Source organism: Flavobacterium qiangtangense, assembly GCF_042658345.1.
Classification (GTDB): Bacteria; Bacteroidota; Bacteroidia; order Flavobacteriales; family Flavobacteriaceae; genus Flavobacterium; species Flavobacterium qiangtangense.
Genome location: NZ_JBHSQB010000009.1, coordinates 347,819 through 364,797, shown reverse-complemented (window position 1 = coordinate 364,797; position 16,979 = coordinate 347,819). Strand labels below are relative to the sequence as shown.

12 protein-coding genes are annotated in these 16,979 nt (G+C 34.2%); 2 read left to right on the top strand and 10 right to left on the bottom strand.

Translation table 11 applies throughout. The features are described 5' to 3' along the window. Positions 1–397: 397 nt before the first annotated feature. From ACFPVY_RS13450 to ACFPVY_RS13425, 6 genes are all read right to left on the bottom strand, one after another. Complete coding sequence (locus ACFPVY_RS13450) at positions 398–1,066, bottom strand: response regulator (protein ID WP_379792618.1); 669 nt, start codon at positions 1,064–1,066, stop codon at positions 398–400. A gap of 3 nt (positions 1,067–1,069) precedes the next feature. Continuing rightward, on the bottom strand, positions 1,070–3,109 hold the full coding sequence (locus tag ACFPVY_RS13445; protein ID WP_379792617.1) for an ATP-binding protein: 2,040 nt from the start codon (positions 3,107–3,109) through the stop codon (positions 1,070–1,072). A gap of 96 nt (positions 3,110–3,205) precedes the next feature. Beyond that, on the bottom strand, positions 3,206–3,493 hold the full coding sequence (locus tag ACFPVY_RS13440) for a hypothetical protein (protein WP_379792616.1): 288 nt from the start codon (positions 3,491–3,493) through the stop codon (positions 3,206–3,208). Between the two features lie 186 nt (positions 3,494–3,679). Then, entirely contained in the window at positions 3,680–4,483 is an 804-nt protein-coding gene (locus ACFPVY_RS13435) for a LytR/AlgR family response regulator transcription factor (RefSeq protein ID WP_379792615.1), read from the bottom strand. Between the two features lie 485 nt (positions 4,484–4,968). Further along, positions 4,969–6,510: a glycine--tRNA ligase gene (locus tag ACFPVY_RS13430; protein ID WP_379792614.1), complete on the bottom strand. Its 1,542-nt coding sequence runs from the start codon at positions 6,508–6,510 to the stop codon at positions 4,969–4,971. A gap of 63 nt (positions 6,511–6,573) precedes the next feature. After that, positions 6,574–7,440: a hypothetical protein gene (locus tag ACFPVY_RS13425; protein WP_379792613.1), complete on the bottom strand. Its 867-nt coding sequence runs from the start codon at positions 7,438–7,440 to the stop codon at positions 6,574–6,576. A gap of 207 nt (positions 7,441–7,647) precedes the next feature. Between ACFPVY_RS13425 and ACFPVY_RS13420 the strand changes: the two genes are divergently transcribed. Both ACFPVY_RS13420 and ACFPVY_RS13415 read left to right on the top strand, forming a co-directional pair. Further along, on the top strand, positions 7,648–8,340 hold the full coding sequence (locus ACFPVY_RS13420; protein ID WP_379792612.1) for a ComF family protein: 693 nt from the start codon (positions 7,648–7,650) through the stop codon (positions 8,338–8,340). A gap of 93 nt (positions 8,341–8,433) precedes the next feature. Further along, positions 8,434–10,035, top strand: a complete 1,602-nt coding sequence (locus tag ACFPVY_RS13415; protein WP_379792611.1) for an Ig-like domain-containing domain — start codon at positions 8,434–8,436, stop codon at positions 10,033–10,035. Between the two features lie 12 nt (positions 10,036–10,047). Here ACFPVY_RS13415 and ACFPVY_RS13410 read toward each other — a convergent pair whose 3' ends face one another. The 4 genes from ACFPVY_RS13410 to ACFPVY_RS13395 all read right to left on the bottom strand — a co-directional run bounded on the left by ACFPVY_RS13410 (position 10,048) and on the right by ACFPVY_RS13395 (position 16,753). Continuing rightward, a complete protein-coding gene (locus ACFPVY_RS13410; protein ID WP_379792610.1) occupies positions 10,048–10,812 on the bottom strand; it encodes an amidohydrolase in 765 nt (254 codons plus the stop codon). Positions 10,813–10,814: 2 nt separating this feature from the next. Beyond that, positions 10,815–12,089, bottom strand: a complete 1,275-nt coding sequence (locus tag ACFPVY_RS13405) for a glucose-1-phosphate adenylyltransferase (protein ID WP_379792608.1) — start codon at positions 12,087–12,089, stop codon at positions 10,815–10,817. Beyond that, complete coding sequence (locus ACFPVY_RS13400; RefSeq protein ID WP_379792607.1) at positions 12,086–13,507, bottom strand: glycogen synthase; 1,422 nt, start codon at positions 13,505–13,507, stop codon at positions 12,086–12,088. Before ACFPVY_RS13400 ends, ACFPVY_RS13405 begins: the two co-directional genes overlap by 4 nt. 468 nt (positions 13,508–13,975) lie before the next feature. Continuing rightward, positions 13,976–16,753, bottom strand: a complete 2,778-nt coding sequence (locus ACFPVY_RS13395) for a GH92 family glycosyl hydrolase (RefSeq protein ID WP_379792606.1) — start codon at positions 16,751–16,753, stop codon at positions 13,976–13,978. Positions 16,754–16,979: the final 226 nt, after the last annotated feature.

The following is a 16,979-nucleotide window of genomic DNA, read 5'->3' as shown; positions in this document are numbered from 1 at the left end:
GACAAAAGGGTGGTATTATTTTTTCGACGACTGCTTAATTTGGTTTTTGGTTTTTATAAAAGGTTTCGGTTTTGATTACTTTGTAAAATTATTATATACGAAGTAAAGTTGGTTACGGTTTTACCGCATATTTTTTTTTTAAAATTTTTTAGTCACCTATGAACCAACGCCTTAAAACAAAAAAACCGTCCCTTATTAAAAAGACGGTTCATTTTTTCTGAAGAAATTAAGGCAAAATTTGGCTAGTTCAGTCAAACGGCATTGATTTAAAAGGTTGAAAATTTTTAAAACACTTAATTTCAAATATCTAACTCAAAATTCTTGGGCCAAGATACCGTTTAAAATAAGAACATCTGTACGGTTTTACCGCATTTGTTTTACGGTTTTACCGTATATTTTAGATGTAGCCACGCTCGCGACCTTCTGAAATCAAAGCTTCGTCATCGCCTCCTTTTATATTGAATAAATCTTTTAAATTTAATTTTCGCTTTTCAACCGCGCTCAGAGAAAGAGAAGTATGAAGCGGAATATTTTTGGTTTTCACGCCTCTTGACAAATGGTATAAAATCTGTCTGTCAAATTCGTCGATACGGCTGTTGTCGCCCGTTTGCTGACTTACAAATTTGATAACAGTTTGGCTATAATAATTTTCGCCTTTGAGAATTTTATCAAAAGCCACCAAAAGTTCGTCAAACGTAAGGTCATTTTTAATAATCAAACCATTTGGATTTATCGATTTGATGATGTTATTTATTTTCAACGATTCTGTGTGCATCGTCAGCAAAATAACTTTGCAAGAAGGCAAAACTTTTTTCATTAAGCGTGCCAAATCTTCGCCCGAAAGAATGTTTTTTTCTGTGTATGGAGGCATGCTGATGTCAAAAAATGCTACATCATAAGCAATCATATTTGGGTTTGACAAAATCTCATAAGCTGATTTACAATCATTTGCTTGCGTGATTTCGAATTCAAATTCAGTAGGTTGATAACCGGCAATCGTATTTTTATAAGCTTCAATTATAAAAGGATGGTCATCGACAATTAAAATATTTAATTTTTTTGCCATTTGTTATTCGGTTTTAATATTGGTTTCAATTGGGACTGCAATTGTAATGGTTGTACCTTTTCCTGGTTTTGATTTTATGTCTAAATTTCCGTTGCAGGCTTCAGCTCTGGAAAGCATATTTTGCAATCCGATTCCTTTATTTTTCTTGCTGACAGAAAATCCATTTCCGTCATCTTTTACAACAAGTTTGAGCTTGTTTCCAGAAATTTTTATTTCAATTTTTATGTTTTCGGCTTGAGCATATTTGTTGATATTCTGGAGGCTTTCCTGTAAAATTCTATATAAATTGATTTTTACAGTATTTTCAAGCTTTTCCCATTCAATCGTTGGGTCAATTAAAAACGAAACATTGGCGTCAGAAAGATTTTCCTGCTGGTCAATTAAATTATTTACAATGCTTACAAAGTTATTATTTAATGCCGATTTTTCTCTGTTCAAATCATGAGAAATTTCGCGAATATCCTGTTCAATACTTTTAAGTTCAACAAGATACGTATTTCTTACGTCAATTGCTGCTTCATCTTGTCGCTTATTTAAACTGTCTAAATTTAATCGCGCGCCAAATAATCTTCCCAAAATTCCATCGTGAAGCTCTTGCGCAATCCTGATTTTTTCGTTCGCTCTTCCTTCTTCGATTTTGGCTTGCTGAAAAAGCATCAAATTATAAATATCTTCGTTTGCTTTTTGTTGGGCTTGTTTTAAAAGCAATTCTTTTGTTCTTGCCCGTTGGCTTCTGATTACAAAAAGTAAAATTCCGATCATAATTGCCAATCCAAAAAAGAAAATCATGTTTCTATTTTGCTCGGCTAATTTGTCTTTTTCTTGAATAATTTCGTTTGTTTCAAATTCTATTCTGGCAAACTTATCCTTTATTTTTCGTTCTGCGTTCTGAAGGCTGTCGTTTATCTTGATGTATTCTCTGGAATAAATACTTGCATTTTCGGGCTCCACAGTCCCTGCTTGCTTCAGCGCCATCAAAACATCAGCGTCTCTTTTTGTTTCTTTTGCCAGTCGCAATGCTTCCTGCGCATATTTTTTTGCTTTTGAAGTATCTTTGTTTGCAGCGTAATATTCAGAGAGGTGGATGTTTGAATAGATTTCTCCAAAGGTGAGATTTAAGCTGTCTCTTATCTTTAAAGACTTATTAAATAATTCAGGTGGCAACTCAGAATTCTCACTGAGTTTAAACGTGGAATAACCCAAATTATCTAATAAAATAGCATACAAATTAGGCTTTTCTGAGAATAGATTTTTTGCTCGCAGCGCTTCATTAAAATTTGAAATCGCGCTTTCATAATCGCCCTGATTTTGGTAAACATTACCAATATTGTTTAAAGAAGTCGCTACTTGAAAAAATTCATTTAAGTTATTTTCTTTGGCCAAGTTCAGCGCCTTTGTATGATATTCTAAAGACTTTTCATAGTCTTGAAGTTCATTTGAAATATATCCTAAAATATTATAAGCTTCATAGATTTTAGGCTTTTCCTGCGATTCCCGAAGCACATTTAAAGCTTTTATCGCCGAAAGTTCTCCACCCAAATAATCTTTTTGATCTGCCTGAACCAAAGCCATGCTAATGTAAACGCCTCCCAAATTTTTAACGTCATTCAGCTTTTGGTAAATTTTTTGGGCTTTTGTATAATATGAGAAAGCGCTATCCTTTTTTGAAGTATTGGCATAAAAATCACCCAAATAAACATACGCTTTTCCAACGCTGGCTGTGTCTCGCTTTGCTTTTGCTTTTTCAATAATAAGCTTTGAAGTCTTTTCATATTTTTCCAACTTATTCATGTTGAAATATCGGTTGGCGACCTTAAAAAGATTTGCCCTGCTCAATGAATCGTTGTCATCGTCAAGTATAATTGACAACGCTTTGTCATTATAATTCAGTCGTTTTTCAAAAGGAACCGAATCTTCATTAGCATACGACAAAAAAATCGCCAGACTATCTGAATTATCTGAGTCAGAAAAATCTTTTCTGTTCTTTGTGCATCCGATAAGCAAGAGACCCAGGATGAAAAATATGGGGTAATTTTTTTTCAAAAGTCTTAGAGTTGGTTTCCAAAAGTAGTAAAACTATTGACAAAAAAAAAGGCCGGCAAAATTAATTGCCAGCCTTGTTATATAATGTACGAAAAACTATTCGTCATGTTTTTTGTTTCCTCCGATGCTTTGTCCGTTTCCAGTACCTCCGATTGCCAACTCATCATGTTTTTTGTTTCCTCCGATGCTTTGTCCATTTCCTGTACCACCAATTGCCAATTCATCATGCTTTTTGTTTCCTCCGATGCTTTGTCCGTTTCCTGTACCTCCGATTTCAGCAAATACAACGTCTGTACTGTTATTTTGAACTGAAGTTTCTGAAGTTGTAAAAGATGTTAAAACAACTAAAGAGAATAAACCTGCTGTTAAGATAGCTTTTTTCATAATAAATATCATTTTGTGGTTAATGATTCGAGTAAATTTGTTTGTCGTGATGTTTTATTTTCACACCGTAAAATTACCAAGTCTTTGTATATCAACAACATATAAAATCAAATACATTGTAGATTGGCCACATCTGTGAGTGAATGACATTCGTTTGCGAGCGGATGGATATATTTTAGAAAAAAATTAAATCTCTAAATAATCAGAATTTGAAATATCGATTATAATTTGATCGATGTTATACTTGTAAGATTTAGAAAAAGGAAGCTTTATAGTGCTATTTTTAACGTAACATATCGCGTTACCAGTATGAATTCTGGAGATAAACGCCTTATTAATAATGTAACTGTTGTGGATTCTGTAAAAATCTGAAGGAAGCACTTTTTCAAAATGTTTCAATGTTTTAAACGCCGTAATCATCTCGCCGTTAACTAGATGAATATCAGTTGAATTATTATCTGCCTGAAAATAGATAATGTCGCTGGCATTTATAAAACGATAATCGCCATAAGATTTGATGCAGATTGTCAGTTCATTTGACGACTTTTCGGAAGCGTCGTTATCAATAAAAACGGGAAGATTTTCGGTTGGATTATTTATTTCTACGGAAGAATCAACCTCCTTTTCAAACTTAAAAATTGTCTTTCGCAATTCAGAAATAGGAAATGGAAAAACCAAGTAATCAAAAACTCCAAATTTTATCGCTTCATAAGCAAGGTTTCCGTTTTTTGCCGTGACTACAATTTTTGGAACCACTTTCAGATATCGGTACAATTCATTAATTAAAGCCAATGAAAGGTTACTTTTTTTATCTTTTGGATCAATTTCAAGGAAAACCAACTTTGGCTGAAATTCTAAAATTGCGTTTAATCCATCGGCATAATTATTTGCAGAAGCCACAAAATGAAGGCTTTGAAACTCATCACACAAGGTCTGAATTTTCAAAACATTCTCTTGATTATCGTTAATGATAATATAGGAATTACTCATCAATTGCTTTTACAAATTTGTTTTTGGAATTCCAATCAGGGATGTAAAAGCCTGACCGACATTTTATCGGAGCATTTTTTGATTAAGTTTTTAATGTGGTAAAGTAGTTTGGGGAACTATTCTAAACCTAAAATCATTCGTTTTTTCCTTATATAAATTGTTTAAATTGTTTGGTATTCAGTCTAAAGTTTGTGGTATGCAATCAGACTAATTTAGTTTATAATTTACAAAAATAGAATTGTTGTTAATACATTCTAAATTATTGTTAATTAAATAATTTAACGGAGGTAAAAATCCGATGAACTACTTAACTTTTTTATTAAATAGATATCTTTTTCAATATTATGTAAAATACTTTCCTAAGTAAAAGTGAATCGTAGCAAAGTGAGAATCAATTATTTATAATATTTTACTTACGAAAATAATTTTCTAGACAAAAAAAAAGCCAACCGAATGGCTGGCTTTTCTGATATCAAATAATTTAGTTACATTTTCATCAACCAATGTTTCATCGAAACTTCTCTATTGATTATATCTCGCAATTCAGAGATAGCAACACGATCTTGTTTCATCGAATCTCTGTGGCGAATGGTAACCGTTTTATCTTCTAAAGTTTGGTGATCAACAGTAATACAAAATGGCGTTCCAAGTGCGTCTTGCCTTCTGTAACGTCTTCCAACGGCATCTTTTTCATCATAAGCCACATTGAAATCCCATTTTAAATCTTCAATAATTTCTCTTGCAACATCAGGAAGTCCGTCTTTTTTAACCAAAGGTAAAACTGCCACTTTTGTTGGCGCTAAAACACTTGGCAACTGTAAAACTGTTCTTGTTGAACCGTCTTCCAAAGTTTCCTCTTTCAATGAATTTGAAAAAACTGCCAAAAACATTCTGTCTAAACCAACAGAAGTTTCAACAACATAAGGTGTGTAATTTTTGTTTTCTTCGGTATCAAAATACTGCATCTTTTTGTTCGAAAATTGCTCGTGCGCTTTCAAGTCAAAGTCAGTCCTTGAGTGAATTCCTTCCAATTCTTTAAACCCGAATGGGAAATTAAATTCAATATCTGCCGCAGCATTTGCATAGTGCGCCAATTTTTCATGATCGTGAAAACGGTAATTTTCTTGACCTAAACCAAGAGACAAATGCCAGTTTAAACGCGTCGTTTTCCAGTATTCATACCATTTCATTTCTTCGCCCGGCTTCACAAAAAACTGCATTTCCATTTGTTCAAATTCACGCATTCTGAAAATAAATTGTCTTGCAACAATCTCATTTCTAAACGCTTTACCAGTTTGAGCAATTCCAAAAGGAATTTTCATTCTTCCTGATTTTTGAACATTTAAGAAGTTTACAAAAATACCTTGAGCCGTTTCTGGACGAAGGTATAAATCCATTGCGCTTTCTGCAGAAGCTCCTAATTTTGTCCCAAACATCAAGTTGAATTGCTTCACTTCTGTCCAATTTCTTGAACCCGTTTCTGGATCAGCAATTTCCAATTCTTCGATCAAAGCTTTCACATCTGCAAGATTTTCATCTCCCAACGATTTTGCCATTCTTTCCAGAATTTCTCTTTGCTTCGCTTTATATTCAACAACTCTTGCGTTTGTTCTGATAAATTCTTGCTCGTCAAAAGCATCGCCAAAACGAACCTTTGCTTTTTCAATTTCCTTCTGCGCTTTTTGGTTTAATTTTTCTGCATAATCCTCAATTAAAACGTCAGCGCGGTATCTTTTCTTTGAATCTTTGTTGTCAATTAACGGGTCGTTAAAAGCATCGACGTGGCCAGAAGCCTTCCAAGTAGTTGGGTGCATCAAGATTGAGGCATCAAGGCCCACAATATTTTCGTGCATCTGAACCATTGACTTCCACCAATATTCACGGATGTTTTTCTTTAACTCCACTCCGTTTTGAGCATAGTCATAAACTGCGCTTAAACCATCATAAATTTCGCTTGACGGAAAAATAAATCCGTATTCTTTTGCGTGCGAAACTACATTTTTAAATAAATCTTCTTGTTTTGCCATAGTGCAAAAATATAAAAAGGGATTGAAAATAGAGGCTGTTGTTAAATTTAATAGGAAGAAAATTTACTTTAACATAAGATTTGTTTTGCCAATGAGATTTATTCCAGAAAAAATATTGACTATATAATTTCCTTTAACCAAATTGTTTTTGTTTGCATCAACAAAAACGCAAACGTCAACATCTTCCTTTCCGTAATTTACGGTTGTTTTCGCGCTATAAAAAAGTGTTTTGTCTTTTATTTCTAAAACCGAAGGATTTTTACTGACAATATTCGACTTTGGATTTATAATTTGGATAAAAATATCTTTTTCGCCATTTTCAATCAACGGATTATCTTCTAACGTAAAACACACCTTTATTTTCTCGGTTCCGTTGAGATTTTTAGTTTCCAAAATTTTTTCGGAAACTATTCTAGAACCAATCGCGTTCACATTTATCGCTTTTAATTTTTTAGCTTCTACTTCAGAAACCGATTCTTTTATTTCGGTTTGAAGCTTTGAAATTTTTGAATTTAAGGAAGCAACTTCACCTTTATCATACTCAAGATCAATTTGTTTTGACTTTAAAATGCTATTTAAAGCAACTAATTGTTTCTCTTGTAAGTTATTTCCTTTTTCAAGATTAGAAATATTTCCTATTAATTTTTTGATGGATTTATTATGGCTAGAGTCAGAATTGTTGTCAATAATCGTGTCGTTATTTGCGCTAACTTCTTCTTCTAATCTCAAGTTTTTAATCAGCACAGAATCATACCGAACTAAGATTTCATTCATCTCATTATTATGAATTTTTTTATCAAGTTCAATATGCTTCAACAAACTATTTCTTTGATTTTCAGAATAATACAACTTTACAGCAAGTGCCACGATCGCAACAGAAAGTATGACGACCGAAACTTTTATGACCAATAAATAATTTTTGACAGCCATTTCTCGTAGTAAAATTTATGCAAAACTAAAACATCGATACGGCGTCACAAAATATAATCGACAAAGCGTGAATTAAACTGCTAAAAAGCACTTTATCTTAAAATAATCTAGTCGAAATAACTTAAATAATATAAATTTTTAATTTTTTTAACAATTGCCGTTTATTTTTGTACATTTATTTCGTATTAAGCTATAAGCCAATCAACTATGTTTAAAGATTTATTTAATTTGTTGTTCCCAAAGGTCTGTTTGGGTTGTGAAGCTTTTTTATTTTCAAACGAAGAAATAATTTGCGCTTCTTGCAGGCACAATCTTCCGCTGACAAATTATCATTTAGAGTTGGAGAATGAATTGACCAAAAAATTCTATGGGCGAATTGAAATCCAGTTCGGCGCTTCGATGCTTTTTTATCACAGAAGCGGTATTGTTCACAATTTGATTCACAATTTAAAATATTATAGACATCAAGAAATTGGAACTTTCTTAGGAAATTGGTATGCCGAAGATTTAAAAAATCTTGAAATCTCAAAAACTTTTGATACTATAATTCCGGTGCCTTTACATAAAAAACGACTGAAAGAACGCGGTTACAACCAGATTGAAACCTTTGGGAAATCACTTTCTGAAAAGCTTCAAATTAAATATGATGATTCTATATTGGTCAGAAATATTTATTCAAAAACGCAGACAAAGAAAAATTTCTTGGGAAGAACTGACGTGAATGCAACAATTTTTGGAGTCAATTTTTCCGAAGAAAATCATGGAAAACACTTTCTGCTGGTTGATGACGTGATCACAACCGGTTCCACGTTAGAAGCATGTGCAAAAGCTATTTTGAAAATTCCCGGAACAAAACTGAGCATAGTTTCGATCGCGGATACGCACAATCTTGGTTTTTAGCCAGATTAGCTTCTAAAACAGAAATATAATTTTCTTAAAAGATTTCGTTTCCTCTAAATATAATTGTTATTTTGTGGCTAAATTATTTTTCTGATGTTGAAGATTCGTTTGCGATTTTTACTTTTTATATTGGCTTTGGCGGTTGTTGGCTGTGCAAAAAGGGGCAGTATTACTGGAGGTATGAAAGATACAATTCCACCTGTGATGCGCTCAAGTTCGCCTGAAAACTTCAGCACTAATTTTAACGTGAAGGAAATCAGGATTACGTTTGACGAATATATCAAGATTAAGGACATGAATAAGCAGTTGATCGTGTCGCCACCGATGGAATATGCGCCGGTGATCACGCCAACGAACGCGAGCAAGTACATCAATATTAGGATTAAAGATACTTTGAAACCAAATACTACGTATAGTTTTAACTTTGGAAGCAGTATTCAGGATAACAACGAAGGAAATCCGTATCAGCAATTTAAGTACGTTTTTTCGACCGGAACTTATATCGATTCGCTTGAATTGAGTGGCACCGTAAAAGATGCTTTGAAAAAAGATGTGGACAATTTTGTGTCTGTAATGCTTTATGAAGTGGATGAAAAGTTTACGGATTCTATCGTTTATAAGCAAAATCCTAGATATATTACCAATACTTTAGACAGTTTGAAAACTTTTAAATTGGAGAATTTAAAGGAAGGGAAATATATGCTGATTGCTTTAAAAGACCTAAATAACAATTTTAAATTTAACGCAAACAAGGAGAAAATTGCTTTTAAAAAAGAGTTTATTACCATCCCAACAGATTCTGTTTATGAGTTAAAATTATTTAGTGAAATTCCTGATTTTAAAGGAAGTAGGCCTTATCAAGCTTCTGGAAACAGATTGGTAATTCCATACGAAGGAAATGCTGATAAAGTGGCGGTTACCTTAAAAAATGGCTCGGAAGAATTGCCTATAAAATTGACAAAATTTCCTGAAAAAGATTCGTTGCAATTATGGTTCAAGCCTTTAAAAGTAGATTCTCTTTCGATTTCAATGAAAAAAGGAAGTTTTGAGAAAGATTTTACGGTTAAAATGAAGGAATTTAAGAAAGATACTTTGAGTTTTTCGCCAAAGCAAAGTGGGACATTGCATCCGCTGGAGAAATTTACCATTAACTCTTCACTGCCTATTTCTTCGATTGATAATTCAAAAATCAGCTTGATTAACAAAGATTCTGTCGCGGTTGATTTCACGACAAATTATGATGAATTCTATCAAAATATAAGAATGGATTTTGCTCTCGAGGAATCGCAATCCTATTCCATCGTAATGCTTCCTGGAGCGCTGACAACTTATCTTGAAACAGCGAATGACACCTTAAAATACAATTTAAAAACACAGGCTTCGAGCGAATATGCCACAATGAGAATGAGGCTTCAGAACGTAAAACAGTATCCGGTGATTGTAGAACTTGTAAATAAAAAAGGAGAAGTTCTTACTTCAAAGTATGTTGAAAATGATGAAATATTAGATTTTTCTGGAATTCAGCCTGGAATTGTTTCGGTCAGGGCTATTTATGACACGAATAAAAATGGCATTTGGGACACCGGAAATTTCCTTGAAAAACTTCAACCCGAAGAAGTGATTTATTATCCAAGTGAATATGATTTCAGGGCAAATTGGGATTATATGGACGAAATTTTTAATCTTTCTCCGTAAATCATTTCTTTTCTATTTTATCTCAAAATCATCTTTATCATTCAAAAAACCAAATTTATTTCGGGCTTCTTGCAATTCTTTTTTGTTTAATTCTGTGGTAAAAACTCCTTCGGTTTCTTGCGGTTCGATGGCGTAATTTCCAAGAAAATCAACAACTTGAGAATGTCCGTTATGCGGATAATCATTGCCGTCTTTTCCAATTCTGTTGACTCCGATTGTGTACGCCATATTTTCTACAGCTCTTGCTTTTAGCAAAATATCCCAAGCATTTATTCTGACTTCTGGCCAATTGGCTACGTAAATCAGCAAATCATAATCTTCAACATTTCGGGCAAAAACAGGAAATCGCAGGTCATAACAAATCAACGGACAAATTTTCCAACCTAAATATTCCACGATTAATTTATCATTTCCGGCTGTGTAAATTTTTTCTTCTCCAGCTAAAGAAAACAAATGGCGCTTGTCGTATTTTTTAATTTCTGCCGAAGGAAAAACAAAAACCAAACGATTGTAAAACTTATCGTTTTCCTTAATAATCAAGCTTCCGGTAATGGCTAAATTCTTTGCTTTCGCTAAATTTTTTAAAAGCGAAATGGTTTCTCCGTCCATAGTTTCAAAAACTTCCGAAGGATTCATAGTAAATCCTGTCGAGAACATTTCGGGTAAAATAACCAAGTCGATTTCATCAGAAACCGACTTGATTTTTTCTTCAAAATAGTCACGATTAGCTTTTGGATTTTCCCAAACCAACGGCGCTTGAATTAAAGCAATTTTCATATTTATTCTATAGTAAATCCATCTTCCAGAATCGCTCTTTTTTTCACGATAATGATTCCGTCTTTAATTGTGTACAGTTTTGTATTAGCATCTTCGAGGTGTTTTCCGCCTTTTAAAATCACATTATTCCCAATTTTACAGTTTTTGTCAATAATCGTATTATCAATCACGCAGTTTTTCCCAATTCCGATATTCGTAATATTATGTTCTAAATTATGGCTGATTTCATCCAAATTTTGGTAGAAATCATTCCCCATAATATACGTATTTGAAATCGAGGAACCCATCCCAATTCTACTTCTGATTCCAATTACCGAATGCTCAATTTTTGCTCCATTGATGATACAACCTTCTGCAATTACAGATTTGTCAATCGAAGTTCCGTCGGTGATTTTTGATGGTGGCAAAGTTCTCGCTCGTGTAAAAATCTTATTCGTATTATGAAATAAATTAAACTTCGGAATATCATCGGTCAAGCCTAAATTTGCTTCAAAAAAAGAATCAATATTACCGATATCTGTCCAATAACCTTCATATTGATAGCTCAAAACTTTTTCTTTCAAAATCGCTTCCGGAATAATTTCTTTTCCAAAATCTTTCGTGTCAGGATCAGCCATCAATTGAATCAAAAGTTCTCTATTGAAAATATAAATTCCCATGGAAGCCAAGTAATGACGTCCTTCTTCGTTCATTTCGTCGCTTACTTCTGAAGTCCATTCTGGTAATAAATCAGCTTTTGGTTTTTCAATAAAAGACGTAATCAAGCTGTTATCATCGGTTTTCAAAATCCCAAATTCTGGAGCATCTTTTGCATTTACCGGAAGCGTTGCAATTGTCAGAGAAGCTCCGGCTTTTTCGTGCGCTTCAATCATTTCGTTGAAATCCATTTGGTACAATTGATCGCCCGAAAGAATCAGCGCATAATCAAAATTGTGGTTCACAAAATACGACATACATTGGCGAACGGCATCGGCAGTTCCTTGAAACCAGGTTGGATTATCTGGCGTTTGTTCTGCCGCCAAAATGTCCACAAAAGCGTTACTGAAATGACTAAATTGGTAGGTATTTTTTATATGTTGATTCAAAGAAGCAGAGTTGAACTGTGTCAAAACAAACATTCTTTTGATGTCAGAATTAATGCAATTTGAGATCGGAATATCAACCAAACGATATTTTCCCGCAATGGGAACTGCTGGCTTTGAACGGCTTTCTGTTAATGGCGCTAATCTGGAACCTTGCCCGCCACCCAAAATGATGGCTAATGTATTCTTATTCATTTTTCGGTTTTTAATGATTGATAAACGTTGATATATTCTTGTGCAGCCTTGTTCCAAGAATGGTCAATCTGCATTGTTGTTCTTATAATTGCTTCTGTTTTTTCTTGATTTTGATACAATTCGACCGCGCGATTTATCGAATAAATAACATCAGAAACTGAAGTTTGCTCGTGACAAATCCCAAAACCGTTGTCGCCAATATCAATCACGGTATCTTTTAAACCGCCAGTTCGCCTGACAATCGGAATCGTTCCATATCTCAGCGAATACATTTGGTTTAAACCGCAAGGCTCAACTCTTGAAGGCATCAATAGAAAATCAGCTCCGGCATAAACTTGATGCGCTAATTTTTCGTTGTAACCAATGTAAACGTTGTAATTTCCTTGGTGGAAGCTTTTTATTTCTTGTAGTTTCATCTCTAAATCTGGATTTCCAGAACCTAAAATGAAGATGTTTATTTCTTTTGGATGTGCGAGCAGGGCCAAATTGCAGATTTCAGGAAGCAAGTCAGCGCCTTTCTCATCGACCAATCTTCCGATGAAAGTGAAAAGCGGTTTTGAAACATCTAAATTAAATTGGTCACAAAGCGCTTGTTTATTTTTACGTTTTCCGACTTTAAAATCCTTCAAATCATAATTGGATTCTAACATCGGATCGGTTTTTGGATTCCAAATTTCAGTGTCGATTCCGTTTAAGATTCCGATTGATTTTGGTCGTTCCAGTCGAAGCAAATCTTCCAAACCATTCATTTCAAAACTGATTTCATCCAAATAACTTGGTGAAACCGTGGTCACTTTCCAAGCACATTTTATTGCTGTGGCCAAAGGATTTATGATATTATTCCAATCTAAAAATCCAGTTTTTAATTTATTAAATTCAGGAATATAATCGATTTTATCAAAGTCAAACCAGCCTTGATATTGACCGTTGTGAATTGTCAAAACCGTCGGCGTTTCTTTTAAAGAAGCAAAATCATAGCAAAATTGCACCATAAACGGAATCAATCCGGTGTGATGATCGTGCGAATGCAAAATATCCGGCTGTTGATTGGTTTCTGAAAGCCACTTTAGAAAAGCAATTTGAAATGCCAAAAAACGCTCGGTATCGTCATCATAAGAATACACATTTGGCCGATCAAAAAGCGCGGGAATTGAAACTACGAAAAGTTCAAAACCCAAAACATTCGTTTTCTCTTTTTGGATTTCATAGTTAAAATCGAACATTCCGAGTTTTAAACTTCCAGAATGGATTATTTCAAAATTGTTTTCTTGGTTGAATTTGGTGCCATATTTTGGGACAACAACTCTAGCCTTGTGGCCCAAATCGTTTTGGTATTTTGGCAAAGCACCAACAACATCGGCAAGACCTCCGACTTTGGCAACAGGATAACATTCGGCACTGATATGGTAAATTTCCATCGGATTATAAAAAATTGAATTCTCATAAAGATATAAAATTTACCAATCAGAAATATATCGATTTCGTAGATTTAAAAATTAATTTACATTATTTTTCTTAATGTCGTAAAATTGAATGGCATTAGAATTGAAATATCTTGAACTGACAGCAACGCCGATTTGAGAAACTTTTATAATTCTCTAAATTTTTTAAATCTGTATTGTTTTTTTCGATGTGATTTCATCGAAAAAAATGATAGCATTCCCATCAAAACCTCGATGTCATTCTCAAAAATTTTCGGAACACAGATTTGAGAAATTTTTATAATTTTATAAATTATTTAAATCTGTGTTGCTTTTTTTTAAATGTAATTTCATCGATGAAAACAAAAGCATTTCCACCAAAAAAAAATGATGCGATTCTCGAAAGTTTATTGGAACACAGATTTGAGAAGTTTTTATAATTATCAAAATTCTTGTAGCTTCATTCTAATTAATTATAATTTCATCAACGAAAATAAAGGCTTCACCGCCAGCCCCTTGATGCCATTCTGGAAGTTTTCCGAAATTGTTAGCTTTTACTTTTACAAATTTTGCTCTTGTTTCTGGAATTAACGTTTCAAAATCAGCAATTTGAACTTCAGTATTTCTGGCATCCAATTTATTTTCGATGGTTTTTACCAATTTGAAATTCACATTATCTTCTGAAGTATAAAATTCCACTTTTGTCGGCATTAAAATCCAAGCTCTTGAATCTTGTAAAAATCTTGCAGAAATTGATTTCACTTTTTTAGTTTCATTCAAATCAATTACCGCTTCAAAATCTTGGCTTTGATAACCTTGCCAATCGCCTTTTCGCCAGTTTTCGCTTCCAAAAATTCCGTCAATTAAACCTTCATCACCTCCGGCGTGATATTGCGGGTTGTATTTTGAGTTTAATTTTACCGAATAATTGTTCGGCTTTTTGATGAATGTGGCTGAAATAGTGTCGCTTACTTTCCCGAAGCCATTGTCTGTGTAAATCTTTACATTGGACGTTTCGTCTAAAATTAATCCTTTATTAAGCATTTCAAATTTTTTATCATTGACACTGTAAAAGTATTCCGTTGGATTATTCATAGCTGTAAATTCAACAGCCATTTTATCCTTAAAAGACTTACTTTCAGCACTAATAACAGGAACAATCGTAATCTTTTCAAAACTCTGTTCCTTCGCTTTCGCCCAAACTTCCTTCAAATAACCTTTCATTCCTTTTTTAGAAATGTTCAAACTTTCGCCGTTTTCAAAATTGATTTTTACATTATCAAAATAAGGTGTTGTTTTTGTCCATTCGCCACTTCCTGGAGTTACCGCATAAATTCCTATGGAACTTAAAACGTACCAAGCGCTCATTTGCCCGCAATCTTCATTTCCAATCAATCCGTCGGGAGCATTTTTATAGAATTCATTTAAAATGTAATTCACTTTGGCTTGCGTTTTTTCAGGTTTCCCGATGTAATTGTACAAATAAGCCATGTGGTGACTCGGCTCGTTTCCGTGTGCATATTGCCCAATCAATCCTGTAACATCGGCTTGTTCTCGTCCTGTAGTTTTGCTTTCGCTATTGAACATTTCATCTAATTTAGCTTCAAATTTTTCACTTCCGCCATAAGCCTCAATCATACCCGGAATATCCTGCGGTACAAAAAAAGAATATTGCCACGAATTTCCTTCGGTAAAATTATTGTTGACTTCTCTGGGATCAAAAGGTTTGTCCCAACCGCCATTTTTCTTCGGACGCATAAATTTCGTTTCCCAATCAAAGATATTTTTCCAGTTTTGGGAACGTTTCATGAAATAGTTGTAGTCTTCTTTTTTGTCTAAAATCATCGCCATCTGCGCAATACACCAATCGTCATAGGCATATTCAACGGTTTTTGAAACGCTTTCGTGTTCGTCATCAATGCTGATAAATCCGTTTTTTTTGTACGCATTTAAACCTAAATGGTCCAACATTGCTGCATGTTTTGATGCTTCAAAAGCTTTTTCATAATCAAAGCCAGTAATTCCTTTTGCCATCGCATCGGCCATTACAGAAACCGAGTGATAGCCAATCATGCAATCCGTTTCATTGGACGCCAATTCCCAAACTGGCAGTCTTCCACCTTGTTCGTATTGCTTCAAAAAAGTATTGATAAAATCTGCCGTGCGCTTTTTATCAATCAAAGTATATAAAGGATGCGCAGCGCGGAATGTGTCCCAAAGCGAGAAAACCGAGTAATAATCAAAACCTTCTGCGGTGTGAATTTCATTGTCTCTCCCGCGGTATTTTCCGTCTAAATCTTGTGCGATATTCGGTTGCATCATCGTGTGATACAAGGCCGTATAGAAAATTGACTTCTTATTTTTATCCGAAGATGTGACTTCAATTTTAGATAATTCTTTGTTCCAAAGTTGCTCTGCATCGATTTTTACTTTTTTGAAATCCCAATGTTTTATTTCAGACATATTTAGATTCGCTCCTTGAACTGACGTTGGCGAAAGCGATACTTTTACCAATAATTTTTCCCCTTTTTTGACTTGTTTGGAGAAACTCATTGACAGCAAACTTCCTGCAAAAAATTTGTCGGTTACTTTCGCCGGAGCGAATGCATTGTTATTCACTTTTGTAATTTTCATTGGCTGGCTGAATTCAATTCTTGCATAAACAAATTGATTTCTAGCCCAAGCTTCACTGTTTCGCACCACTTCAATTGTCTTCTCATCAATAATTCTGACTTCGCCCATCAGCAAATGATCTCGATGATTTAAGTCTAAAACAACATTGGCTTGACCAGAATTATTAAACGTATATTCGTGAAAACCAACTCGAGTGGAAGCTGTCAAACTCACGTCAATATTATGCTTGTATAATTTTACGGAATAAAATCCGGCTGACGCTTTTTCATTTTTATGAGAGAATTTCGAAGAATATTCTTCGTTCGTCAATCTTGGCTCGCCCATTGTTGGCATCAACATAATATCTCCAAAATCAGAAACTCCGGTTCCGTTTAAATGCGTATGCGAAAATCCGTAGATTATGGAATCGTCAAAATGGTAGCCTGAACATCCGTCCCAGCTTCCGTCAATTCTGGTATCGGGAGAAAGTTGCACCATCCCAAAAGGTACTGTTGCTCCGGGAAAAGTATGTCCGTGACCGCCGGTTCCAATCATCGGATTTACATATTTTTGGTAATTTTGTGCGAAAGTAAACGTTGAAATAAGTAGTAATAGGGAGAAATATTTCATTTTGTTTGTTTTGTTTTTCAAATATAGAAAATATTGTTGAAGAGCTTCCCTTTGTTGTGTATAGATTGTTCGTAAGTTCGCTCCTAGCCCCGATTGTAGCGGAAACCCCAGAAACAAAAAAGGCAGTGTTTTTTGAGATAAAAAAGCGACCGGCGGAAGCTCTTTTTATCTTTTAAAAACACGCCTTTTTTGTTGAGGAGTTGAAGCGGAAAGCGGGATTGGCTTC

Coding starts and splice junctions, on each gene's coding strand:
- ACFPVY_RS13450 (WP_379792618.1), bottom strand. CDS start 1,066: ATGGCAAAAAAATTAAATATTTTAATTGTCGATGACCATCCTTTTATA.
- ACFPVY_RS13440 (WP_379792616.1), bottom strand. CDS start 3,493: ATGAAAAAAGCTATCTTAACAGCAGGTTTATTCTCTTTAGTTGTTTTA.
- ACFPVY_RS13435 (WP_379792615.1), bottom strand. CDS start 4,483: ATGAGTAATTCCTATATTATCATTAACGATAATCAAGAGAATGTTTTG.
- ACFPVY_RS13430 (WP_379792614.1), bottom strand. CDS start 6,510: ATGGCAAAACAAGAAGATTTATTTAAAAATGTAGTTTCGCACGCAAAA.
- ACFPVY_RS13425 (WP_379792613.1), bottom strand. CDS start 7,440: ATGGCTGTCAAAAATTATTTATTGGTCATAAAAGTTTCGGTCGTCATA.
- ACFPVY_RS13420 (WP_379792612.1), top strand. CDS start 7,648: ATGTTTAAAGATTTATTTAATTTGTTGTTCCCAAAGGTCTGTTTGGGT.
- ACFPVY_RS13415 (WP_379792611.1), top strand. CDS start 8,434: ATGTTGAAGATTCGTTTGCGATTTTTACTTTTTATATTGGCTTTGGCG.
- ACFPVY_RS13410 (WP_379792610.1), bottom strand. CDS start 10,812: ATGAAAATTGCTTTAATTCAAGCGCCGTTGGTTTGGGAAAATCCAAAA.
- ACFPVY_RS13405 (WP_379792608.1), bottom strand. CDS start 12,089: ATGAATAAGAATACATTAGCCATCATTTTGGGTGGCGGGCAAGGTTCC.
- ACFPVY_RS13400 (WP_379792607.1), bottom strand. CDS start 13,507: ATGGAAATTTACCATATCAGTGCCGAATGTTATCCTGTTGCCAAAGTC.
- ACFPVY_RS13395 (WP_379792606.1), bottom strand. CDS start 16,753: ATGAAATATTTCTCCCTATTACTACTTATTTCAACGTTTACTTTCGCA.